Raw genomic sequence first — 24,595 nt, 5'->3', positions numbered from 1 at the left:
AACGGATAAAAATGCATTTCAACGAGTAGGTGAATCGCTAATAATATTTAATTTATTGATTTTAAGGTGTTTTGTGCCGAATTAAAATTTTCAAAAAAAAGAAAAAAATTATTTGTAATTGACAACTCTTGGCTTTGCAAGTTCAAAACTTTGAAGTCCGTAATCGGTAGTTTCAAAAGTATTTGTTTTGAAAACATTATCTCCTTGTTGCGGAATACTTGGATAGTAAGAAAGCGAAAGTTGAAATGAACTGAAAACCAAATAGTCATTGCTTACTAAAAGACCAATAGTTAGTTTAGAATAAGGTTTATTTTTGGTCATAGCAATTTCTGGACTTCCTAAAACAGCGATAGAATAATTGAAAAATGGATTTAAACGAAATCCTAGCAACGCGTGCGGAGAATAGGTTTGCGTTTGCAATGATAAAACGGCTTTGCTTGTTCCGTATAGATAGCTGTTGAATCCTGGAATTCCATTATCATTATTAATGTTTAATTGATCTCCTATAATATCATCGTGATTTATTCCAATTATAACTTTCGGATTTACGAATTGTCGGATCTTCCAACTTCCTACACTGAATAATTTTGTAAAGTAATTAGATTCAAATAAAAATGAGGTTTGATACGTTTTGGATTGATGAAAGAAAGTACCGGCTTCAAAATTCATACTCAGAAAACCTAAGCGGTAATAATTTCCAAAAGAAAATTGAGCACCTGCATAAGGTCGCCAAAAAGTGTTTTTGTATTGATAGCCAAATGTTACGCCATAAATCCGCCCTATAGGAACGTCTTCCGTCTGTCCGTTTCTAAAAATATAGCTGTCTTTTATAAATTTTCGAGTATTCAATCCAATTCCGCTAAGAATTAGTTTTTCAGACGAATAAAAATGATTAGGATCATAAATTTCTGAGGGCGATTCGCTATAATTAACATTCAGAAAGCGAACGGTAGTAATTAGATTTGTGATGGCTTTATGCTGATCTTCATACATTTTAAAAGCATGTCCAGCCCACATATCTTGAGAGGTATACTTTTTAGGCTGATAGGCAAATGTAGAATCTGGTGCTTGCAAGGTATCTTTTCTAAAACTTTCGTCTATATAAAATCCGCCTGCCCATTTCGTCAACGGTGAATAGAAGTCTCGCTCAATATCTATACTTTTAATATAGTTGTTGTCCAAATCCATATTATAATGAAAAACAGTGCCTATATATGTGTTTTTAATGTTCGGAACGGTATAAGTTGCTTCATTTGCATTTCGACCGTCATCGAAACGGTTGGTGAAACGATATTCTAATTGCTGTCCGCTTCCAAAAAAATCTTTTTCTTTAAAACCAATCGACATTTGGTTGCTAGAAATAGAAAATCTCGGAATGGTACTCCACGAATCTAAGACACGAATAGTAACATCTACAGAATCTGAGGCTTGTCCAACGCTCTGATTGGAAATTCGAACTGCAGTTACATAACGCTGTGCACGAATTAAACGTTCTGTTTCCAGAACTTTATACGTGTTGTAAGGCGTATTTTTCTTAAAAAGCAATAAATTATGAATTGCAATTTTTTTTGTTTTTAAATGCAGTCTATTCCCCATTCGTTCTCCCCAATTTTTTGGCATTTGAGTAGTATCGGCAACAGAATGTCCAAAAGGATCTAGAGTTATAATATTGATTTTTCGAATAATTTTCCCTTCGTAGTTGGTAGAATCGATAGGAACAAGCAATTCGTCTTTTTTCTTTGGCTTTTTTGATCTAAAGAATAATTTATGCACAGCTTGCGTGAATTTATTTTTCTTAGAATAGTTTCTAATTTTAGTATAAATTTCCGTCGTGTCTTTTTGTGCTTTTGGTTCTTTTTTTGTTTGATCTACCTGAGCATATCCGCTTTGTAAACAAAAGCACAGCAAAATAAAAAACAGTATTTTTTTGTGTAAAGACATTCGGTAGTTCTCTTCTAATAATTTTTAAGTTTTATGAATATAAGGAATAAAAAGATGCTATGCTAGCATAACGCTTTTTTAATTTTCTGCCGCGATTTTTCTTTTTCTCCAGACAAATTTTCTCGGTACATGGTTTCCCATTAAATATCCCCAAGCAGAAAGTGAGTCAATTCGATCAAAAATAATTTTTAAAATGGCTAAAAGCGGAATAGCTAAAAACATTCCGGCAATTCCGGCGGCCGCACCTCCAACAATAATTCCCATGATAGAAACAAAGGCATTTATTTCCACTTTAGAGTTAATGATTAAAGGAACAAGCAGATTATTATCAATAAATTGAACAATAATATTGACAATAAGGATTCCGACAATTACTGAAATTTCGCCTGATCCTGTTAGTGATGCTAGAACGGTAATGATGCCAGCAACAAAAATTCCGATATATGGAATTAGATTCAAAATTCCTGTAATCAATCCAAGAAGAATAAAATATTTAACTCCAATAATCCATAAACCTAAGCTAGTCAAGACCGAAACAACGATCATTTCGATAATTAAACTGACGATATAATTGTTGATCGAAACTTTTATTTGAGACAAAATATCTTGTAAAACAGCATGATTTTCTTGCTTAATTAATTTGGCAAAAAACAATTTAAAATGCTCTTTGTAAATTAAAAACAAAAAGGTGTACACAATCATAATAGTGCTGTCCAAAAGAACATCACTAATAGAAACGATAAACGAACCTAATTTTGCCTGACCTGTTTTAACAGAGTCTTTGGTAACTGAATCTAGATATTTTTTTTGTTCGCCAATGCTTACTTGAAAATTTTCTCGTATAAATTTATGAATTTCCAGAATGAAAGAATTAGCGTTTTTTTTTATTGTATCAAAATCGTTAGCCATATAGGTGACTTGATAAGAAATGAAAAACAATATCGCAGCAATGACTGATATAAAGATGGCAAGACAAATTATGGCGGCAAGATGTCTAGGAAATTTAAGCTTTGCATTTAAAAAAGTAAAAATCGGAAGCAGTAAAACGGCAAATAAGAAGGCCATTAAAATAGGCGTAAGAATATCTTTTCCGAGACAAAAAATAAATGCAAAACAAATTAAGGTAACAAGAATAAAGGAAAGTTTTGCATAAAAAGGTAAAGTTATGGGCCGAGTCATTTTTATTTTATTTAGCTGAATTTATACAACAAATATTACGCTTTATTTGTCTTTTTACGTTCCAGCTTTTCTCGTGCCCGTTATAAAATTCCCATTACATTTTAATCAAAAAATTCACGTTCTTCATATTTTGCAGGAATAATCGAAATTCCTTTTTGAAGCAGTAAATTGTTCGGGAAAACAATTTTCTCACCTTCTTTTGTTTTTAAACTTACATGAAAGGTATTGATGTCTTCGATTTCAGCTTCGATTGGGAAATCTTTGTCGTGTATCTTAATAGTATCTCCAATTCTAAAAGGAAAAGAAAAGAACAAAACCATTCCCGAAGTAATATTGCTTAAAATAGACCATTGTGCAAACATGGCAACGCCAATTACAGTTGCAATAGAAGAAATCGTGATGAAAATATCTTCTGTTTGAACTCCCCAAATTACAATTAAACTGGTTACAACAAGAATGTTCATCAGGATATTAATATACTTGATAACTAAATTGGTCCGATGTTCAAATAATTGGCTTGTATAAGCAAAACGTCTTATTAATTTGGCGATTACCATTCGCAATACAATCAAAACTCCAATAAGAACTATTGTGGCAATTATCTCGCGGCTATACTCTTTAAAAGAAAACATAAATAATTTTTTTACACTAATGTAGTTAAAAATTCATAAACTTTGGCTGTTGGAAGACCCATAACATTAGTATAAGAGCCTTCTACTTTTGCAACTGCCATAAAACCAAACCATTCTTGAATGCCGTAAGCACCCGCTTTATCGTAAGGTTTATAGTTTTCGATATAATATAAAATAGCTTCGTCAGATAAATCATTGAAAGTAACTTTGGTGATATCGTGCAAAAGAGTAGAGGAGTGCGCCGTTTTAAAACAAACCGAAGTAATGACATCATGCGTTGTATTAGACATCGATTTGATCATGGCAAAAGCTTCTTCGGCACTTTTTGGTTTTCCTAAAGCTTTATTTTGATGCCACACAATGGTATCACTGGTAACCAAAATTTCATTTGCAGCCAATTCTCCTTCAAAAGCGTTTGCTTTTAATTCGGCAAGATAATCGGTAATTTCTACTGCTTTTAATTCGGGTGGATAAATTTCCTCAATATCTTTTAAACGAATTTCAAAATCAAGATCTAAATCCTTAAAAAATTGCTGTCTGCGTGGCGAACCTGAAGCCAGAATGATTTTATACTTTTTTAGTTTTTCTTTAAGCATTGTATTTGATATTTAAGGCGATAACCAAGATTGATAAAATTCCGAAGAACAAAATAAGTTTTAAGATGTTGCTTAGATGATGAAAATCTTTTTGCGATTTTGCACTAAAAATTTTGACAATAAAATAAAGTAAAGGAGCTAAAACAGTTGCAAAGGCGTAAAATACAGCTATATACAGTTTGTTTTGCATGAAATAGGTATTGCAATAAAGTCCACACATAATAAATGCAACTATAGCAAAACCTAAAGCGATTTTAGCCGCTCTATTAACTCCAATTGCAACTGGTAGAGTATTCATTCCCATATTGTAATCGCCATTTACATCTTCAATGTCTTTTACAATTTCACGAATAAAATTGATCATAAAAGCAAATAAAGCATAATCTGTTAAAATCGAAAAAAGACTTGCCATTTGTGCTTGATTTTCGCCTGTTGTAGCGGGGAAAAGATCAAAAACTCCAATTATTAATACGCTTGCCGCTAAAAGCAATGCCACAACAAAATTGCCTAAAATCATGATTTGTTTTAGGCTAGTCGCGTAGAAATATAAAAGTGAAGCAATTAAAATAAAAAGCGAAGCAAATGTCGGTCTCATGATAATATTCGAAAGAATAAAACCAATTGCAACGCCAGAAATATTTAAACCAATATATATATTGTACGCAGCAGTCTCTGTAATTCCTTTTCCAACCACAACATCATTTGGTTTGTTGATGCTGTCAGTTCCAACGTCATAAATATTATTGATTACATAACCTGCGGCCGCTAGTAAAACAGTGCTTAGAACCAACAATCCGTACTGCCAATCAGCTAATGCCAATGGAACATTCTGTTGTTTTAAAAAGGCATAACGAAAAAGCAGCTGCATAAAAGCAAGCATTAAGAGGTTTTTATAACGAATGAGTTTTAGGAATTTCATTTTTTTTCTGAGGTTCTGAGTGGCTAAGATTCTAAGGGCTAAGTTTTTTCCAGTTAACAATTTATAATTAACAATTCACAATTAATTAATCGTGTTTTCCGTTAAAGTAATCCATCCATTTCCCTTGCACTTTCATTACTTGTTCGATCACGTCTCTTACTGCACCGCGACCGCCTTTTACGTGCGAAATGTAACGGCAAAGCGTTTTAATTTCTGGACTCGCATCTTGCGGACAAGTAGGAAGTCCAACTAATTTCATTACGTGAAAATCAGGAATATCATCACCCATATACAATACGTTTTCAGGCTTAATGTTATTGTTTTCACAGTATGTGGCAAAAGTTTTTACTTTGTCAGAAGTACCTAAATGAATGTCGTTCACTCCTAAATTTTTAAGACGAATTCGAACGCCTTCATTGCTTCCTCCAGAAATAATGCATACATGATAGCCGCTTTCAATTGCCGCTTTAATTGCATAACCATCACGTATATTCATTGTTCTTAACATTTCGCCTTCATTGGTAACAAAAACAGAACCGTCTGTAAGTACGCCGTCTACATCAAAAACAAACGTTGTGATGTCATTCATTATTTCTTTATAACTTTTTCCCATTATGCTGTATAGATTGTGTTAGGATTTTATAGATATTTTTTTTGTTTTCGTCTTGTAAAAAAGCCATGTGCGCATCGGTTGTATTCGAATCGTGGCGTATCGCAGGGCCTGTTTGCGCATCAATAGGATCAAGCGAATTGATTTTGTCTGCTGTTTCTTGAATTAAAGGTTTTAAAACAGCGAATGGAACTTGATTTTTTTCACAGATTTCGTGTCCCATTTGGTACAAATGATTTGTAAAATTGCTAACAAAAACGGCTGCCACATGAAGCGCTTTGCGTTGTTCGGAACTTATAGAATAAACCGCTGTTGAAACGCTTTTTGCAATAGTTTCCAAAAGCTTGAAATCGGCTGTATTTTCTGCTTCCAGACAGAAAGGAACAACAGAATAGTCTAACGCTTTATTCTTAGAAAACGTCTGCAACGGGTAAAAAACGCCGCGACGATTTTTCGGATTTAAAAGTTCTATCGAAGAAGTTCCAGAAGTATGAACAACCAATTGATTGTTGAATGGAAGCTGATTTGAAACTTCTGTAATTGCATTGTCTGAAACTGAAATAATGTGTAAATCTGCAGGTTCTAAAGCTTGCAAATTGGTTACAATTTTTTCAGAATCAATCAAATGAAGCAAGGCTTCTTTCTTACGCGAAAAAACCTGTTTAATCTCAACAATTTTGCTGGCAGAAAAAGCCTTAATCAAATGCTGCGCAACGTTGCCGGAACCGATTATAGTTATCTGAATCATGAAAGCAAAATTAGTATTATTTTTTTAATGCAGGAGTGTATCGAATATTGATAATGCTTTTTTGAGGTTTTTATTGCCTAACCTTTTTTTGTTAGAATTCTAACACATTTTTTAGAAAAATGACGATTAAAAAATAACGGGTGTGTTTTGTAAGTTTAAACTTTCTATATTATCAATTTGTTTGAAAAATAGTCTTTATTTTTGGTTTTTATTAACAAAAGCCGAAGCCTGCTAATCAACATTTTTGAGTACTTTTGTCGCACTTTTATACAATGTAATCCCTAAGAAATGGATAAAAAAATATTCTCTTTTTTGTTTTCTACACGTTTAATGGCCGTTCTTTTTTTAGCATTTGCAATCGCAATGGGTGTTGGAACTTTTATCGAAAGTAAATACAATACCGATACGGCTAGAATACTAATTTACAATACATGGTGGTTTGAAGCAATTATGGCCATCTTTATGATTAATTTCTTCGGAAATATCAAAAAATACCAATTGCTTAAAAAAGAAAAATGGGCAACGCTTTTACTTCACCTTGCTTTTGTTTTTATCATCGTAGGGGCTTTTATTACAAGATATATCAGTTACGAAGGAATGATGCCAATTCGTGAGGGAGCGGCAGAAAACCAAGTGTACTCAGACAAAACTTTCTTAACTATTTTTGCTGATGGCGAATATAAAGGTGAAATGAAAAGAAGAGTTTTCGAAAAAAGTCTTTTGCTTTCTCCAGTTACCAATAACGATTTTAGTATTTCAGGAAAATTTGACGAAACTCCTTTCGAGGTGACGTATTCAAATTACATTTTGGGAGCTAAAGAAGTGGTTAAACCAGATCCAAACGGAACTTTATACTTGAAATTAGTTGAAGCTGGAGCTGGCGGACGAGAAGAACATTACTTAAAAGAAGGTGAAGTTCAAAATATTCACAACGTTTTATTTGCTTTAAATAAGCAGACAGACGGCGCAATCAACATCAATACAACTGGTAAAGAATATACGATTCAAACTCCTTTTGAAGGTGAATTTATGCGAATGGCCGATCAGTTTAAAGGAAAAGTTACAAAAGATAATGTACAGCCCTTAATGATGCGTTCTTTATATAGTATTGGAGATATTAGAATTGTATTTCCAGAACCGCCATTGAAAGGAAAAGTAGATTATGAATCTAATAACGATTTTAAAGCTAAATCACATACCGATGCTTTGGTAGTAAAGGTGAAAGCTGAAGGTCAAGAAAAAGAAGTAATGGTTTTTGGAAGCAAAGGCCAAGTTGGAGAAGCTAAAACTGTAAAAATTGGTAATATTGAATATTCTATTTTCTTTGGAAGTAAAGCTTATATTTTACCATTCAAAATTCGTTTGAACGATTTTATCGCAGAAAAATATCCTGGTACAGAGAAAAGTTATTCTTCATACAAAAGTAAGGTAACGGTGCAAGATTCTACAGAAACTTTTGATGCTGATATTTTTATGAATCACGTTTTAGATTATAAAGGATTCCGTTTCTTCCAATCTTCATTTGATCCAGACGAAAAAGGAACAGTTTTATCTGTAAACCACGATTTCTGGGGAACAAATATTACATACTTTGGTTATTTTCTATTATACATTGGTTTAATGGCAATTATGTTTACGAAACATTCTCGTTTTGGCGATTTGAAAAAGAAATTAGAAGCCATTCAAAAGAAAAAAGAAAAGCTAATTACCATTTTAGTTTTACTTATTGGTTTAAACGGATTTGCTCAAGAAGCGCCACATGTTCATACTCCGGGACATGTTCATGAACACGAACACAATCATAGTGCAGATCCAAATGATCACGCCAATCACGTAACGGCGCCGCCAAGTAAGAAACAATTAGATTCTTTATTGAATATTTATAAAGCGCCAGAATCACACGCGGCAAAATTTGGCCGTTTGATCATTCAAGATGCTGGAGGAAGAATGAAACCGATTAATACGTTTTCATCTGAATTGCTTCGTAAAGTAAGCCACGATGATCATTATAACGGAATGAATTCTGATCAGGTTTTCTTATCTATGACGCAATATGCGCAGGTTTGGATTCAAGTTCCAATAATTTATATAAAATCAGGAAACGACAGCATTCGTAAAATTATCGGAATTGATCCAAAAGATAAATATGCTCCATTTGTAAAATTCTTTGACGAACAAGGAAATTATAAACTGTCTCCTTATTTAGATGCGGCTTACAAGGCGGCAAATCCAAATCAGTTTGAGAAAGACTTTATTGAGACAGATAAAAAAGTAAATATAATGGAATCTGCATTAAGCGGAAGGATTTTGAAAATTTTCCCGATTCCAAATGATTCAAACAATAAATGGGTTTCTTATCTAGAACGAGACAATGCTGGTTTTAAAGGAATGGATTCTACTTATGTGGGACAAATTCTTCCATTATATTTCAGTGCACTAAATAACGGTTCAATATCTAAAAATTGGGATACAGCAGATCAATTAGTAGAAAGTATAAATGGATTCCAAAAGAAATTTGGAGCTAAAGTACGTCCAAGTGAACGAAAAATAGATCTTGAAGTTGCTTACAATACGTATGATGTTTTACCAAAGATGACTTACTGGTATTCAATGGCAGGGATTTTAATGCTGATTTTTACATTATTTAGTATTTTCTTTGATAAAAAGTTCTTACGCATAACTGTAAATGCTTTCCACATATTAATAGGAATAATATTTGCATTGCATACCATTGCCTTAATTGCACGCTGGTATATCTCTGGTCACGCACCTTGGAGTAACGCATACGAATCAATCGTATATGTAGCTTGGTCGACAATGTTCTTTGGATTAGCTTTTCATAGAAAATCAAAATTAACGGTTGCTTCAGCGGCTTTTGTTACCTCTATGATTTTCATGGCTTCAAACCTAAATTGGGTTGATCCAGAAATTGCAAACTTACAGCCTGTTCTGAATTCTTATTGGTTAATGATTCACGTTGCCGTAATTGTAGCAAGTTATGGTCCAACGGCTTTAGGAATGATCTTAGGTTTTGTTGCTTTAGTATTGATTTTCTTTACAAATGATAAAAACAAAGCCAAGATGGATCTTCATATTAAAGAGGTAAGTTACATCAACGAAATGGCTGTTACAATTGGTCTTATTATGTTGACTATTGGAAACTTCCTTGGTGGACAATGGGCAAATGAAAGTTGGGGACGTTACTGGGGATGGGATCCAAAAGAAACTTGGGCTTTAATCTCTATTATGGTTTATGCGTTTGTTATTCACGCTCGTTTCGTACCAGCTTTAAGAGGTAAATGGTTCTTTAATTTAATGACGATGTATGCTTTTGTTTCGATCTTGTTTACCTATTATGGAGTAAATTTCCACTTAGTTGGTTTACACTCTTATGCAAGCGGAGAAGCGCATTCATTAAGCTGGATTTACTATTGCTTGATCACAATTACTATAATTGGTGCAATCACTTATCCAAAGTACCATAAATACTATAAAACTAAAAAAGTAAAGAAATAATAAATTCACGATAATTATTAATTCAAACAGAAAGGCTCAATATTATATTGAGCCTTTTTTTTATCTTATATTTTATACTATTCAGGTAATTTTCCTAAAATAGCCATTATGATTGTAGCAATTATAAAGAAACAGATCAAAAAGATAATGTGGCTTAAAATACTTAAAAAGAAAGCTCTTGTTTTGGATATTTTATTAAAAAACTGAATGTTAGTCCAAAAAATTAAAACAAGTCCTATAATATATGCAGCTGATGAAAATTTTTGGACTTGCGGTGTGCCATTTAAATAAATTAGTGCTGGAAACGTTAGAATCTGTACAAAAAGACGCTGTGATGCCTTAAATGTATTCAATACAAAATACTCAAAATAATTATACCCTTGTTTTCTAAAAACTATATACGTTCCAATTGTATATATCGGGATTGTGGCAATAGTAACCCAAGAATAATGTGTTGCGACCCATTCGTTAAACTCAGTATAATTTATGGTGTCATTTTCTGAATCAGGAAACATATTTATATGAAAAAAATGGTATAAGACGCCATACAACGCCGCTAAGACGACAACCAAAGACAAGGGTTTAAAATGGCGGACTCTTTTTCCTTCAATAAACTCGCGAACAGAATTTCCTGGCCTTGTTATTAGCTGTTTTATCGAATAGGTAATTCCTTTGTCAAAATGCAATAAACCATGCTGAATATCATGCCACAAAAAATGGGCATTAATTTTATGTGTTTCTGCAGGTTGTCCGCAGTTGTTGCAATAATGCCCCTTAAAGATCTGATGGCAGTTTTTACACATTATCTCCATATAATTCTCTAGTTTGCTGATTGTTTTTTTGGGATTTGTAAAATTAAAAGTAATAAAAAACGCATATTAAATCTAATATGCGCTTTTGTTTGTTGTGAAGTTGTAATTTTAAACTTTTCCTAAAGTATAAAGCTGTGTCATAGTTGGAGTAGGGCTTCCGCCAGCTGGCTCCAACGTAATTCCGAATGCTTCCGCAGAATCGGTCTGGCTTACAGCAAATATTTTTTGAGAGTTTCCTTCAAAGTCATCCAATAAACCAATACTTGTTGGAGTAAGAACAGGGCTTAATTTTAAAGACCAAACTTGATAAACCATTCCTTTTGGAGGATTTGGCAAACCAGCCGCATCGATATATGTCGTTTTAGTCTGCTGGTTCCAATATACTTTTGCATAAGATTGTGGTGATACAGCTTGACCGCCAAGAGTGACCCCTGTATTTTTGACATCTCTTACAATGTTCAAGCTTTTTTGGATCTCTTTATTCTGTTCTCCCAAATAAGCATATTCTCTTTCGATTTTGTTTTTCTCATTTCCAACAGTAGAGATTGCTTCCTTGGTTTTGGTCAACTCTAAAGTTTGATACCCTAAACCTAGCAGTAAAAGCACAGCAGCTGCCCAACCCACATATTGCGACCAGTTTGAAGCAGGTTTCATATCGACTACTTTTCCGTGCTTAAGTTCCAGACGCGCTTTAATTTTTTCGAAATTTTCTACAGAATGGAAAGGAGAGAAGCTTGAAGAAAGCGCAATTATTGCTTTTTCTATCGAAATGATCTCTTGATCTACTTCTGGCGATTTTTTTGCCAGTTCTGCTATTTCCAGATTTTCTTTTTCACTTAATAAGCCATAAACGTATAGCTCTAGAATTCCTGATTCTATATATTCTTGTGCTTCCATTATATTTTCAAATAATTGCGTAAATCTTTAATACAGTTTCTATTTTGCGTTTTTATAGTTCCCAGTGGCATTGCCAATTCTTCTGAAGCTTCTTGCTGGGTGTATCCTTTAAAGAATAATAAGTTGATTATTTCGATACATTTTGGTTTCAGTTTTTTTACAAACTCCTGAATTCCGATTGCATCTAGTTTATGACTCAATTTATTGCTCTCGTCTAAAAGATTTACGAAATTATCTGATGAAAGGTTTTTTTGGCTGTTGTTGTAGTCTTTAGAACGAAGTTTATCGATCGAAGTATTTCGCGCAATATTTAAAATCCAAGTGTAAAATCGTCCTTTACTTTCGTTATAGGAATCAATGTTTTTCCAGATTTTGACAAAGACATCCTGAAGCACATCTTCTGCTTCTTCACGATTTTTGATTAGAACATGGATGACAGAAAACAAACTTTTTGAATACATATCATACAAATGTGTAAAAGCTTTTTCGTCCTTTTTGTAAATTAAAACTAACAGTTCTTCTTGACTCATAGATTTGGATTTTTAAGTTTAAACATTAAAAGTTAGATTTTTATGTGCTAACCTGTCATAAAGTTAATTTATTTTTTTCTCATTTTTTTATTTTTTTTAGTAGCCGAAAACCTAAGGAAATAAAGGGCTTAGAAAAAAAATGCTTTTTTTTTTACTTTTTTTAAAACCAAAAATAATCTAATTACGTAAATGTTATTAACAAGGTCAGAATGATCTTATTAAGTCAATTCAGAATCCAAAAAACTGTTGTTATATAGCATTAAAGACATGATGGATAGCAAAATAATAGTCAAAATATTAATAGTTGGATTAACAACAGTTTTGACACTGATTAGTTTTAGTGAAAAAGAATTTATAAAAGATGTTTCGGCAAGCTTTATAAAAGTAAGAAGTAATAATTAAAAAAATATTAAATAGTTGATGCACTCGGACTTCCAAAAAGAAGATTTTTTTAATATGTCTCGCGATAGTTTTAGGATTTAAGTTTACATCATACAAGCCAATAAAGATTTTTTTTAAAACGTTTGACATATTGGGGGTAAAGAAATTTTCGATACAACCGAGTCATCAACTATAACTTATAAAAGATTGCATAATAATTAATTCATGGTTTGATTTGTTTGTATGGGGGGAAGCCTAACGTCTGATTAACGTTAGGCTTCATTTTTTATTTAACTTTTGATTGGCAAAAATTAAAGACTTTAAATAGTTTTTGTAAAATGGATTTTAGCTAATTTTATAAAAAATTATCAAATGAAAAAAATACTATTTATACTATTTGGAGCAGCGTTTTTGTCAGTGACGGGAGCAAATGCTCAAACCAGTACAACCAAATTATCTAAAAAAGATAAAGCCATGGCAAAAGAAACAATTTATCAATTTAAAGTAGAAGATTTATCAGGAGACACTTTTGACTTTGCCTCTTTAAAAGGCAAAAAAGTCATGATTGTAAACACAGCTTCAAAATGTGGTTTAACACCTCAATACAAAGATTTAGAAGCGATTTACAAAGAATATAAAGATAAAGGTTTTGTAATTGTTGGTTTTCCTGCAAATAATTTCGCGTCTCAGGAACCTGGGACAAATAAAGAAATCGAAACATTCTGTCAACAGAATTACGGTGTTTCTTTTCCAATGATGAGTAAAGTTTCTGTAAAAGGAAACGATATGTGCGAGGTCTACAAATTTTTAACTGAAAAGTCAAGAAATGGTTTGCAAGATTCTGAAGTAGAATGGAATTTTCAAAAATACCTAATTAATGAAAAAGGAGAACTGGTAAAAGTTATTAAACCAAAAACGTTACCAACAGATCCAGAAGTTATCAGTTGGATTAAAAGTTAAAACATTAAAAAAAGCTCAAATTTTGAATATTCAAAATTTGAGCTTTTTTTAGCTCCAAAGTTACAAAGAAACAAAGGGACAGAGTTTTTTTAGTAATCATTGCGAACTTTGCGTAATTCTTAGCTCCCGATAGCTATCGGGATTGCGGTTAAGTTTTAAACTTAAGCCAAAATTAGCTGCATGAAAACCAAATCTAGCCAATGGTCAAATTTATAGCCTACTTCACGGATTGTTCCCGTAGCCACAAATCCGAATTTTTCATGAAAAGCAATGCTTCCCGCATTATCGGCATCAATCGCGCCAATCATTACATGGTAGCCTTGTTCTTTTGCTAAACGAATTAATTCTGTCAAAAGTTTAGAACCAATTCCTTTTCCGATGATATTATCCACTACATAAACCGAATGTTCTACCGTATATTGATAGCCTATTTTTTCTCTAAATTGCCCGTAGCTTCCAAAACCAACCACGTCGCCATCTAAATCGGCTACAATTACAGGAAGATTTTTGGCTTTTTTATCTTCAAACCATTTGGTCTGAACTTCTAAAGTTTGAATTTCATAACTGTAATTAGCAGTGGTATGTAAAATAGAATGATTTACAATCTCCAGAATTTTTTGCAAATCGTTTGTTGTTGCAGGTCTTAAAATAATACTCATTGGTAATTTATTGTAGTTTATTTGGTATTCAGTTCAGCTAAAAGAGTGTCTACTTCTTTAGAATTCCAATCCATTTCCTTGGCGATGGCCTTGGCATTCGCAGCATACTCTAAAGCTTTTTTCTTGTTCTTTATTTTATTATAAAGCTTGGCCTCGAGTAAATTACCATCATAAGTGTCATTTAATTCTAATGATCGATCTACCCACGAGATAGCCTTTTTTAGACTTTCGACATCTTTAATATGTTTGTAGTACGTATTTCCAATGTCTTTCAAGAAACTCGCATCGTTCCACACCAATTTTTGTGTATCTTCAAGAGTAACTTTTTTATAAAAATTCCATTTCTCGGTTCTTTCTGCTAATGTCAAATCATATTTAAAAACCAAAGAATCTGTTTTTTGCAATCTTATAGATTTAGCAACTTCTCTTTGTTTGTAATAATTTATAGTGTCTAAATTATCAACAAGCGGACGAAGTAATTCGTTTACAATGCTTTCAATTTTGCGGTCAACACGATTTTGAGAGGCAACAGCAGCAAATTCCTTCTGATGATTCAAAACAAACTGAAATTCTTTAGATTTTATATCGGTAACACCATTAGCGATAACTCTCCAGTTTAATTCGCTAATCAATTGTTTATCCGATTGAGTATTTAAATAAATATGTGTTGGGATTGATAACTCAGTTCTATCTTTTCCTTTTTTTAAAGTATTTAAATACGTGAAAAATTTATCTGAATTGCTCGGATCTGCAAGAAACTCCTTTTCTAAATAAGGCAACTGCATTTTTGGATTTAAAGAATAACGCAATTCATTTTGAAATTCAGCCTTTTTCCATTCTCCTTTTAAAGCATAAATCAATGTTTCATTGCTGTCAATAAATAAAAAAGTGGGAAGTGATTTAGTGTTGTATTTGTTCTTTAATGCGATTCCTTCTTCTTTTTCAATATTTTTATATGTGCAGATAAAATTCTTATTTAAAAAATCAATAACAGCTGGATCGCTCAAAACTTCTGCTTTCATTAAATTGCAATGCGGACACCAATCTGCATAAAGCATGACAAAAACAGGTTTTCCTTCTTTTTTAGCATTTTCTAAAGCCGTTTTGTACGGGACATCAACAGGAACAAATTGATTCTGAGAGTTAATGGTTTGAAAGGCAATAGATAAAAATAGTATAAGTAAGAAACGCATATTGGGTTTATCTTTTTTAAATTATTCGATTTTACAAATATATTCGCTTTTTCGGGAAACAGCCTTAATATATTCCTAATTATAATATAAATCAACTGCGAAGTTTGTAACTTTGTAAGCAAGATAAAGAAAAATTAAATACGAATTTTTCTTTGAAAAAAAGTAATACACGACCGGAATGATTTACCCCAAAATAGCGCTTGCACAAAGCATTATCGAAATTTTATCTGCCAAAGGAATTGTTAATATTATAATTTCTCCAGGATCTAGAAATGCACCATTAACCATAGGATTTGCACAAAATCCGAACTTTACTTGCTACAGTATTGCAGACGAGCGATGTGCCGCTTTTTTCGCATTAGGAATTGCACAGCAAACCAAACAGCCAACTGCAATTGTTTGCACGTCAGGATCAGCATTGCTAAACTATTATCCCGCTCTAGCAGAAGCTTTCTACAGTCAAATACCGATGATTGTAATTTCTGCAGATCGCCCGCAGAGCAAAATTGATATTGGTGACGGACAAACGATTCGCCAAGAAAATGTTTTTGCTAATCATTCTGTCTTTAATGCCAATTTAACTGAAGAAGCATCTGAGGAAAATGATTTGAAAATTAATCTGGCTATTGAAACGGCTATTCTAAAAAAAGGCCCAGTTCATATCAATGCGCCTTTTGAAGAACCGCTTTATGAAACTACTGAAAAACTTTCTGTACAGCCAAAAATCACTAAACCAGAGCTTGATAATTTTGCAAAAACGATAGGAAACAGTGACGAATTTGTTTCTATTTGGAATAATGCCAAACGAAAATTGATTTTAGTTGGAGTAAATGAAGCAAACAGTATCGATCAAGAAATTATCGAAAATTTCACTTCAGATCCCTCTGTTGTAGTGCTTACGGAAACGACTTCAAATTTACATAACGAGAGTTTTATTAATTCAATAGATACTTTAATTACGCCTTTTGATGATTTTGATTTTAAGCAGTTTAATCCTGAAGTGTTAGTTACTTTTGGAGGAATGGTTGTTTCAAAAAGAATCAAAGGATTTTTGCGAAAATACAAAGCAAAACACCATTGGCATATTGACACTTTACGTGCTTATGATACTTTTGGAGCGTTGACAAAACATTTTGAAATGCAACCCAATGATTTCTTTAAAGATTTGTTCTCAAAAACATCTTTTGTAAAGAGCAACTATTTCAAAAATATCGATACGGTTTACAAAGCAAGAATAGAAAGAAGGAAAGAATATTTAAGTGAAATTGAATTTTCAGATTTCAAGGTTTTTGAGAAAGTAATTGAATCATTGCCTAAAAATAGCTTGTTGCAAATTAGTAATAGTTCCGCTATTCGCTATGCCCAATTAATTGATATTGATAATTCTATTGAGGTTTTCTGTAACCGCGGAACAAGCGGCATTGACGGAAGCACTTCTACTGCAATTGGCGCTGCAGTCGGAAACGAGAAACAAACTATTTTTGTAACTGGAGATATAAGCTTTTTATACGATAGTAATGCTTTGTGGAATTCCTATATTCCTAAAAATTTCAAAATTATTTTAATTAATAACGGAGGAGGAGGAATCTTTAGAATTTTGCCAGGCCATCAAGAAAAACCAGTTTTCAATACTTATTTTGAAACAACACATCAGTTAACAGCTGAACATTTGTCCAAAATGTACGGATTGCATTATTTCACAGCGCAAGACAATCAATCATTAGAAAATGGAATAAAGTCTTTATATAATTCTGACGACGCTCCATCCATTCTAGAAATTTTCACGCCAACATATGAGAATGACAAAATTCTAAAGCAATATTTTAAATATTTACATTAAGAAGATAAATTCAGTATAATTTATAATCCCTTTGATTCGTTTGTATGCAAAGGGATTTTTTATTTTTTACCTACAAATTAAGTTTTGTTAAAATTAATTTCTTTCTACCGCACCAAACTTCGTACCTTTGCACCTCAGAAAATTAGCAGGTTACTGCTTAGAAATATATCAAAATGCTAGAAATAGGAAAATATAATACTCTAACTATATTACGTGATACCAAAGTAGGTTTGTTTTTAGGAGATCCTGAAAATGATCCAGATGGTGTTCACGACGTTTTACTTCCAAACAAATATGTGCCAAAAATATTTGAGATTGGAGAAGAGTTAATCGTTTTTGTTTACTTAGATCACGAACAACGTCCAGTTGCGACAACCTTAGTTCCGTACATTTTATTGAATGAATTTGCTCTTTTGAGAGTCAATTATATCAATAACGTCGGTGCTTTTATGGATTGGGGAATGGAAAAAGATATTCTTGTTCCGTTTAAAGAGCAAGCGCGCCCAATGGAGAAAGGGAAACGTTATTTGGTTTATTTGTATTTGGACAAACAAACCAATCGTTTGGTAGCTTCAAGTAAAACCAACCAGTTTTTGAGTAATGATCAATTAACAGTTGAAAAAGGAGAAGAAGTCGATTTAATCGTTTCGCACATTACCGAAATGGGAATTAATGTGATTATCAACGAACGTCATAAAGGGCTTTTATATAAAGATGAAGTTTATGATGACTCAATAAGAACTGGAGACAGAATGCGCGGTTACATTAAGAACATTCGTCCAGATAATAAAATTGATGTTGCGCTTCAAGTGCAAGGTTTTGAAAGCATTGAGCCTAATGCTGAAAAAATATTAAGTGAGCTGAGAGCAAGCAGAGGCTTTCTTCGTTTAAATGATAATTCTCATCCAGAAGACATTAAAACTGTTTTGAAAATGAGTAAAAAATCATTCAAAAAAGCAATTGGATCTTTGTACAAAGAAAAATTAATTGAAATTAAAGAAGACGGAATTTACCTTGTGAAAGAATAAATTTCTTAAAATTCCAATAATTAAAGATTAAATTCCAAAAATGAAATTCCAAATTCCAATTAAAGTTTGGGTTTTGGGATTTGGAATTTAAAAAATTTGAAATTTAGCTTTAGCTTTTTTTGGAATTTGGAATTTTAAAATTGGAATTTATTTTGCGTGAGCAAAATGAATATAACACAAAAGGCTGCCCATTACGAGCAGCCTTTCGCTTTTTATTCAGTTTTAAAAAAAATTGTAATTAAAAAAAAACAGAAATAAAATAATTCGATTCCATCTCAGAACAATAGCTTTACGAATTTTAGAGATCGTCCCATTGATGGTATGTCTTTTAAATAATCAATGCACCTATCTTAAAAGCAAAAAAGAGAATTTCACGGCTCATCCATTGGTTTATAAAATAACTTTTAGAAAGTGGTGAATTAGTACTTTTTTCCTCTTTTCGTTATCATTCCTATACTAATTAATAGACAATTCTAACATTTAACCTTAGGTGTTACTTTTTTCTTTTTGAAGTTTCGACAAACACATAAATCATTTGCTCTTTTAATTGAGGTTTCTTACTTAAAACCCTAAAAAAATGAGCGACAAATTTTTTAAATTTTCTCAAAAAAATCATTTTTTAGGTTAATAAATCAGTGAAAGAAAATCAATCTGAAATCTTTGAAATAAAATGTATCTCGTTGATTTCTAGGGTGTAAAATTAATTATTATTTTTCTAAACTAATGTTAAAAAATGTTATTTTTTGTAAGTAAAGACTAATTGTTAACATTGCAAGTCAATTTAGTAAAGACTTAAGACCGATTGAGTAGGTAAACTAGTAAAAATGCTTTATTTTTACCGTATAATTATTTAAACAAAAAATCAAAATGGATTGGATTACAGCCAGAGAATTTGAAGATATAACTTATAAAAAATGCAACGGAGTAGCGAGAATAGCCTTTAATAGACCAAATGTTAGAAACGCATTTCGTCCTAAAACTACTTCAGAATTATACCAAGCTTTTTACGACGCACAAGAAGATACATCAATTGGAGTTGTTTTACTTTCTGCTGAAGGGCCTTCAACAAAAGATGGAGTTTACTCGTTTTGTAGTGGCGGAGATCAAAATGCACGTGGGCATCAAGGATATGTTGGGGAGGATGGGCAGCATCGTTTAAATATTTTAGAGGTACAGCGTTTAATTCGTTTTATGCCTAAAGTAGTTATTGCAGTGGTTCCTGGATGGGCTGTAGGTGGCGGACATAGTTTACACGTAGTTTGCGACATGACGCTTGCAAGCAAGGAACATGCGATTTTTAAACAGACAGATGCTGATGTAACAAGCTTTGACGGTGGTTACGGATCGGCATATTTGGCTAAAATGGTGGGGCAGAAAAAAGCTCGTGAAATTTTCTTTTTAGGTCGAAATTACTCTGCTCAAGAAGCTTTTGAAATGGGAATGGTAAATGCTGTAATTCCGCACGACGAATTGGAAACAACTGCTTATGAGTGGGCACAAGAAATTCTTCAAAAATCTCCAACCTCTATAAAAATGCTAAAATTTGCAATGAACTTAACAGACGACGGAATGGTTGGACAACAAGTTTTTGCAGGAGAAGCAACGCGTTTAGCTTACATGACCGAAGAAGCTAAAGAAGGAAGAAATGCTTTCTTAGAAAAAAGAAAACCAAACTTCGGCGAAAATAAGTGGTTACCATAATAAATTGTAGATTTCTGATTTTAGATTTAAGATTTGATATTCAAGCAATCTAAAAATCAGAATTAAAAATAAATCTAAAATCTACACTCTAAAATCTAAAATAATAAATAATGAAACATTGGATTGAAGCCGCTAGATTGCGCACATTACCTTTATCCGTTTCCGGAATTATAGTTGGAAGTATTTATGCCTTGTCAAATCCAACAGAAACGATTAACACTCCAACAGAAGTATTTAGCTGGAAAGTTTTTGGTTTTGCCCTATTGACAACATTAGGATTACAGGTTTTATCCAATTTTGCAAACGATTATGGCGATGGTGTAAAAGGTACGGATAATGCTGATCGAGTAGGGCCGCAACGCGCTATTCAGAGTGGTGTTATTACGCCTCAAGCCATGAAAAAAGCCATCATTATCACATCCCTTCTAACTTTATTGTCGGCAATGATATTAATTTATTTTGCTTTTGGAAAAGACAATTTCGGCTATTCTATCTTTTTTCTTTTGTTAGGAATCGCAGCAATCGCATCTGCAATTAAATATACGGTAGGTAATGCTGCATACGGTTACAGAGGATTGGGAGATTTATTCGTTTTCATTTTCTTCGGATTGGTGAGTACTTTGGGGGTAAACTTTTTGTATGCAAAAGAAGTCGATCCGCTTTTAATTCTTCCAGCTGTAGCAATCGGATTATTAAGTGTTGGGGTTTTAAACCTAAACAATATGCGTGACCAAGAATCAGATAAAAAAGCGGGTAAAAACACCATTGTAGTGCAAATGGGCGCTCAAAATGCTAAAATTTACCACTACACTTTGGTTGGTGGAGCAATGCTTTTGGTGGTTATTTTCGCTATTTTGAGCGATTATAACTTCGATCAATACCTGTTTTTATTAGCATATATTCCGTTGACAAAACATTTAATCACGGTTTATAAAAACCAAGATCCAAAATTACTAGATCCAGAATTAAAAAAACTGGCATTAAGCACATTCCTGCTTTCAATATTGCTTACAGTATGCATGATTTCGTTGATTTCAGACATTATTGTAAACTTATTTTTAGGAGGAAGATAAAACAACGTTAAACTTAAAACTTAACAAAATGAAAATTACATATTACGGACACGCTTCACTAGGAATTGAAGTGGGAGGAAAACACATTATTGTAGATCCATTTATCACTGGAAATCCACAAGCGGCAGCAATCAATTTAAGCACTATAAAAGCTGATTATATTTTATTAACGCACGCACACGCAGATCACGTTTTGGATGTTGAAGCCATCGCTCAAAATACAAGAGCAGTTATCGTTTCTAATGCTGAAATTGCAAGTTATTACGCCAAAAAAGGATTCAATTCTCACCCGATGAATCACGGCGGAAGCTGGAAATTTGATTTTGGAAAAGTTAAATATGTAAACGCAATTCATTCAAGCAGTTTCCCTGACGGTTCTTACGGAGGAAACCCTGGTGGTTTTGTAATAGAAGGCGAACACAAAAATATCTACATCGCTGGAGATACTGCTTTAACATACGATATGAAATTAATTCCGCTTCGTACAAAATTAGATTTAGTCATTCTTCCAATTGGAAACAACTTTACAATGGATGTGGAAGATGCAATTATTGCTTCAGATTTTGTAGAATGCGATAAAGTTTTAGGGTATCACTATGATACTTTCGGTTATATCGAAATCAATCACGAAGATGCAATCCGTAAATTCTTTGATAAAGGAAAAGATTTAATGCTTTTACCAATCGGAGAGTCTATTGAATTATAAGGAGCTAATCCCGCTCTCGGCTATATCTTTTTAAGGCAAAGAAAAATTGCCTTAAAAAGGATACCGCCTCCATCGGGGCTAGGGCACTCAATTCCATAAGAAAGTTATTTGGCATAATCTATGTTAATTTAAAATTTGAGTTTTAAAAGTAAAAAACATTTTAATCTATAAAATCCGTGGCACTTAAAGCATCATCACGAAGTATAACTTTCAAAATAATTTTAGTACTACTTATTACGGTTTCCTTTAATGCATTTGCACAAAAAGATGGTTATTGGGACAAAGAGAGAGCAACAACCAAAGAAATTATGGTACCTGCTCGCGATAGAATTTCTATACCAACAGAAGATTTGCCTGTTGGAACTATAGAAATTGTATACAGAATCACCCTTTTAGACAAAAATCAAGAAATGGCCAATAGTTTGGTCTCTCTGTTAAAAGCAATTCCAGATCCAACAGGCGTAAGTCAAGGTTCTGCAGGCGCTGTTTTTCTAATGTCTAAAATTTCAGGAGATGACGAATGCACCTATTCGATTTTTACCTCAAACGAAAATGCAAAAAAATACGTCGCAGACGGTAAAATCGACAAAGCGTGCTATTCTCAGGCAGAACCCGTAAGTAAAGACGCCAAACGTTTGTCTATTGGTAAATCTTCTTGTTTAAAAGAAAATATTAGCACGATTTGGTTTGGTTTTGAAAGTAAAAATTGGATTTTAAGTCAGAAAGTCGTTTTAGAAGTAGTGCCTTGGGTAGACACAAAACTAAATCGTGGATGGAATCAAGACAACAAAAACGAAATTATAAGTCTGTGCAAAACTTCTACAATGGCCCAAAAAATGGCCAATTCAGATGATTTCTGCGTTTGTATTTTAAATAAAATTATGAAACAATATCGCTACGATGAGTTTCAAAAATTATTGGCTGTAGAAAAAACAAAAGTCTATAAAGATTTTGGAAACAGCTGTTACAAAGACGCTGACATTTCTAAAAATGTATTCAACGATTTAAGAATACAAGTCGCTTCTTTGATCAAAACTCAAAAATATAACGAAGCGATTCCAAAACTCAATACGATTGTAAACGAAGGTAAAGCAACTGCCGTAGATTACGGTTCGTTGGGCTATTGCTATATCCTCACAAAACAATACGCAAAAGCATTGAAAGTGCTTCAAGAAGGCGAAAAGCTAGACGACACAGAATTGTTGGTTAAATTAAATTTAGCACATACTTATTTGGTTAGCGATGATTATAGTGCTGCAAAAGCAATCTATAAAAGGTACCAAACTCAAAATGTAACAGATAGCTTAAGTTGGATTGCCAAAACCAAACTTGATTTTCAAGCTTTTGAAAAAGCAGGTTTACCTTCAAAAGATTTTGAAAAAATCTTAAAACTATTTAACTAAAGTTTCTAATATGCGAAGCACCTTTTAAAGATTTTTTAAAAAAGACTTGACATCTCAGCAACTTAGAATCTTAGCATCTTTTAAAAAAATGACCGCATCTTATCAAAAATATTTACTAGAATTTAAACGTCCGTCCGGAACTTCTAGAGGAATTATGACCGAAAAAGAAACTTGGTTTATAACTCTGGAAGAAAATGGCAAAAAGGGAATAGGAGAGTGCGGAATACTACGTGGATTAAGCGCCGATGATCGCGATGATTACGAAGAAAAACTAAAATGGGCTTGCGATAATATCCATTTAGGAGAAACGGCACTTTGGGAAGCATTATTAGAATTTCCTTCAATCCAATTCGGAATAGAAATGGCTTTTTTGTCCCTTAAAAGTGAGAATCCATATGTTTTATTTCCGTCAGATTTCACTACTAATTCAAGCTCAATCGCCATAAACGGATTAGTTTGGATGGGCGAAGCTGCTTTTATGAAGCAGCAAATAGAAGAGAAATTGGCGGATGGTTTTAACTGTATAAAACTTAAAATTGGAGCTATAGATTTCAATAAAGAATTAGAATTACTGCAATTTATTAGGAGTCATTTTTCGCCAAAAGAAATAGAAATTAGAGTAGATGCCAACGGTGCTTTTTCTTCAATAGATGCTTTAGGTAAATTAAATCAATTACATCAATTTAAGCTACATAGCATAGAGCAGCCAATTAAAAAAGGGCAAGTTATAGAAATGGCTGAATTGTGCAGACAAACACCGTTTCCAATTGCTTTAGACGAAGAACTGATTGGTGTTTTTTCATTTGAGGAAAAAGAAAAGTTACTTCACGAAATCAAACCTCAATACATCATTTTAAAACCAAGTTTCGTTGGAGGCTTCCGTGGTACAAAAGAATGGATCACTTTAGCAGAAAAATACAATATCGGCTGGTGGATTACTTCGGCATTAGAAAGCAATATCGGCTTAAACGCCATTGCTCAATGGACATTTACATTAAATTCAGATATGCCACAAGGTTTGGGAACCGGAGCTTTATATACTAATAATATCGACTGTCCGCTTGAAGTTAAAAATGGCCAGTTATGGTACAGTTCTTCTAAGACGTGGTAAAGTTTCTGAGTTTCTAAGATACTAAGTTGCTAAGATTCTGAAATACTAAGAAGTTAAGCTCTAAGTTCTAAGTTGAATGCATAAAGTTGCAAAACTGCTTTTAGCAGTTTTTTAAAACTCATATTCCGCAATAGCAAAAAACTTAGCATCTTAGTATCTC

Annotated in this window: 21 protein-coding genes; 9 read left to right on the top strand and 12 right to left on the bottom strand. The window is 32.9% G+C overall.

The genetic code is table 11. From position 1 onward, the window contains the following. Positions 1–108: 108 nt before the first annotated feature. The 7 genes from ABTV69_RS16965 to ABTV69_RS16935 all read right to left on the bottom strand — a co-directional run bounded on the left by ABTV69_RS16965 (position 109) and on the right by ABTV69_RS16935 (position 6,625). A complete protein-coding gene (locus ABTV69_RS16965) occupies positions 109–1,941 on the bottom strand; it encodes a hypothetical protein (protein ID WP_433830844.1) in 1,833 nt (610 codons plus the stop codon). 78 nt (positions 1,942–2,019) lie between these two features. Beyond that, positions 2,020–3,120, bottom strand: coding sequence for an AI-2E family transporter (locus ABTV69_RS16960; RefSeq protein ID WP_433830842.1), 1,101 nt, complete (start codon positions 3,118–3,120; stop codon positions 2,020–2,022). Between the two features lie 101 nt (positions 3,121–3,221). Further along, entirely contained in the window at positions 3,222–3,752 is a 531-nt protein-coding gene (locus ABTV69_RS16955; RefSeq protein WP_433830840.1) for a mechanosensitive ion channel domain-containing protein, read from the bottom strand. A gap of 11 nt (positions 3,753–3,763) precedes the next feature. Then, positions 3,764–4,348: a Maf-like protein gene (locus ABTV69_RS16950; protein WP_433830838.1), complete on the bottom strand. Its 585-nt coding sequence runs from the start codon at positions 4,346–4,348 to the stop codon at positions 3,764–3,766. Continuing rightward, positions 4,341–5,267, bottom strand: a complete 927-nt coding sequence (locus tag ABTV69_RS16945) for a geranylgeranylglycerol-phosphate geranylgeranyltransferase (RefSeq protein ID WP_433830836.1) — start codon at positions 5,265–5,267, stop codon at positions 4,341–4,343. The genes ABTV69_RS16950 and ABTV69_RS16945 overlap by 8 nt, the downstream gene beginning before the upstream one ends. Positions 5,268–5,352: 85 nt before the next feature. Beyond that, a complete protein-coding gene (locus ABTV69_RS16940) occupies positions 5,353–5,880 on the bottom strand; it encodes a KdsC family phosphatase (RefSeq protein ID WP_433830834.1) in 528 nt (175 codons plus the stop codon). After that, a complete protein-coding gene (locus tag ABTV69_RS16935) occupies positions 5,864–6,625 on the bottom strand; it encodes a Rossmann-like and DUF2520 domain-containing protein (protein ID WP_433830832.1) in 762 nt (253 codons plus the stop codon). The genes ABTV69_RS16940 and ABTV69_RS16935 overlap by 17 nt, the downstream gene beginning before the upstream one ends. A 288-nt stretch (positions 6,626–6,913) precedes the next feature. Here ABTV69_RS16935 and ccsA point away from each other — a divergent pair, with 288 nt between their 5' ends. Continuing rightward, positions 6,914–10,141: a cytochrome c biogenesis protein CcsA gene (gene ccsA, locus ABTV69_RS16930; protein WP_433830830.1), complete on the top strand. Its 3,228-nt coding sequence runs from the start codon at positions 6,914–6,916 to the stop codon at positions 10,139–10,141. A gap of 77 nt (positions 10,142–10,218) precedes the next feature. Here the strand turns inward: ccsA and ABTV69_RS16925 are convergent, their stop codons facing one another. The 3 genes from ABTV69_RS16925 to ABTV69_RS16915 all read right to left on the bottom strand — a co-directional run bounded on the left by ABTV69_RS16925 (position 10,219) and on the right by ABTV69_RS16915 (position 12,380). Continuing rightward, complete coding sequence (locus ABTV69_RS16925; protein WP_433830828.1) at positions 10,219–10,953, bottom strand: DUF3667 domain-containing protein; 735 nt, start codon at positions 10,951–10,953, stop codon at positions 10,219–10,221. Positions 10,954–11,061: 108 nt separating this feature from the next. Then, positions 11,062–11,850 (bottom strand): anti-sigma factor, encoded by a 789-nt coding sequence (locus ABTV69_RS16920; protein ID WP_433830826.1) that lies wholly within the window; start codon positions 11,848–11,850, stop codon positions 11,062–11,064. Further along, entirely contained in the window at positions 11,850–12,380 is a 531-nt protein-coding gene (locus tag ABTV69_RS16915; protein ID WP_433830824.1) for an RNA polymerase sigma factor, read from the bottom strand. Before ABTV69_RS16915 ends, ABTV69_RS16920 begins: the two co-directional genes overlap by 1 nt. A gap of 753 nt (positions 12,381–13,133) precedes the next feature. Between ABTV69_RS16915 and ABTV69_RS16910 the strand changes: the two genes are divergently transcribed. Further along, positions 13,134–13,721, top strand: coding sequence for a glutathione peroxidase (locus ABTV69_RS16910; RefSeq protein WP_433830822.1), 588 nt, complete (start codon positions 13,134–13,136; stop codon positions 13,719–13,721). 161 nt (positions 13,722–13,882) lie between these two features. On the opposite strand, the gene ABTV69_RS16905 is transcribed toward ABTV69_RS16910, so the two are convergent. Beyond that, positions 13,883–14,380 carry an N-acetyltransferase family protein gene (locus ABTV69_RS16905; protein WP_433830820.1) on the bottom strand — a complete coding sequence of 166 codons (498 nt, stop codon included), beginning with the start codon at positions 14,378–14,380 and terminating at the stop codon, positions 13,883–13,885. A gap of 17 nt (positions 14,381–14,397) precedes the next feature. After that, on the bottom strand, positions 14,398–15,573 hold the full coding sequence (locus ABTV69_RS16900; protein ID WP_433830818.1) for a thioredoxin family protein: 1,176 nt from the start codon (positions 15,571–15,573) through the stop codon (positions 14,398–14,400). Positions 15,574–15,751: 178 nt separating this feature from the next. On the opposite strand from ABTV69_RS16900, the gene menD reads away from it, so the two are divergent. The 7 genes from menD to ABTV69_RS16865 all read left to right on the top strand — a co-directional run bounded on the left by menD (position 15,752) and on the right by ABTV69_RS16865 (position 24,435). Further along, a complete protein-coding gene (gene menD / locus ABTV69_RS16895) occupies positions 15,752–17,413 on the top strand; it encodes a 2-succinyl-5-enolpyruvyl-6-hydroxy-3-cyclohexene-1-carboxylic-acid synthase (protein ID WP_433830816.1) in 1,662 nt (553 codons plus the stop codon). A gap of 173 nt (positions 17,414–17,586) precedes the next feature. Next, complete coding sequence (locus ABTV69_RS16890; protein WP_433830814.1) at positions 17,587–18,441, top strand: CvfB family protein; 855 nt, start codon at positions 17,587–17,589, stop codon at positions 18,439–18,441. An 867-nt stretch (positions 18,442–19,308) separates the two neighbouring features. Then, complete coding sequence (locus ABTV69_RS16885) at positions 19,309–20,142, top strand: 1,4-dihydroxy-2-naphthoyl-CoA synthase (RefSeq protein WP_433830812.1); 834 nt, start codon at positions 19,309–19,311, stop codon at positions 20,140–20,142. Positions 20,143–20,252: 110 nt separating this feature from the next. Next, positions 20,253–21,215 (top strand): 1,4-dihydroxy-2-naphthoate octaprenyltransferase, encoded by a 963-nt coding sequence (menA, locus tag ABTV69_RS16880; RefSeq protein ID WP_433830810.1) that lies wholly within the window; start codon positions 20,253–20,255, stop codon positions 21,213–21,215. 28 nt (positions 21,216–21,243) lie between these two features. Further along, a complete protein-coding gene (locus ABTV69_RS16875; protein ID WP_433830808.1) occupies positions 21,244–21,921 on the top strand; it encodes a metal-dependent hydrolase in 678 nt (225 codons plus the stop codon). A gap of 167 nt (positions 21,922–22,088) precedes the next feature. Further along, positions 22,089–23,324 carry a tetratricopeptide repeat protein gene (locus ABTV69_RS16870; protein ID WP_433836724.1) on the top strand — a complete coding sequence of 412 codons (1,236 nt, stop codon included), beginning with the start codon at positions 22,089–22,091 and terminating at the stop codon, positions 23,322–23,324. Between the two features lie 88 nt (positions 23,325–23,412). Next, positions 23,413–24,435 (top strand): o-succinylbenzoate synthase, encoded by a 1,023-nt coding sequence (locus tag ABTV69_RS16865; protein ID WP_433830806.1) that lies wholly within the window; start codon positions 23,413–23,415, stop codon positions 24,433–24,435. Positions 24,436–24,595 lie beyond the last annotated feature (160 nt).

The sequence above is a fragment of the Flavobacterium anhuiense genome (assembly GCF_050990855.1).
Classification (GTDB): Bacteria; Bacteroidota; Bacteroidia; order Flavobacteriales; family Flavobacteriaceae; genus Flavobacterium; species Flavobacterium anhuiense_C.
The sequence above is the reverse complement of the archived record's forward strand: the minus strand, read 5'-3'. Positions and strand labels throughout refer to the sequence as shown.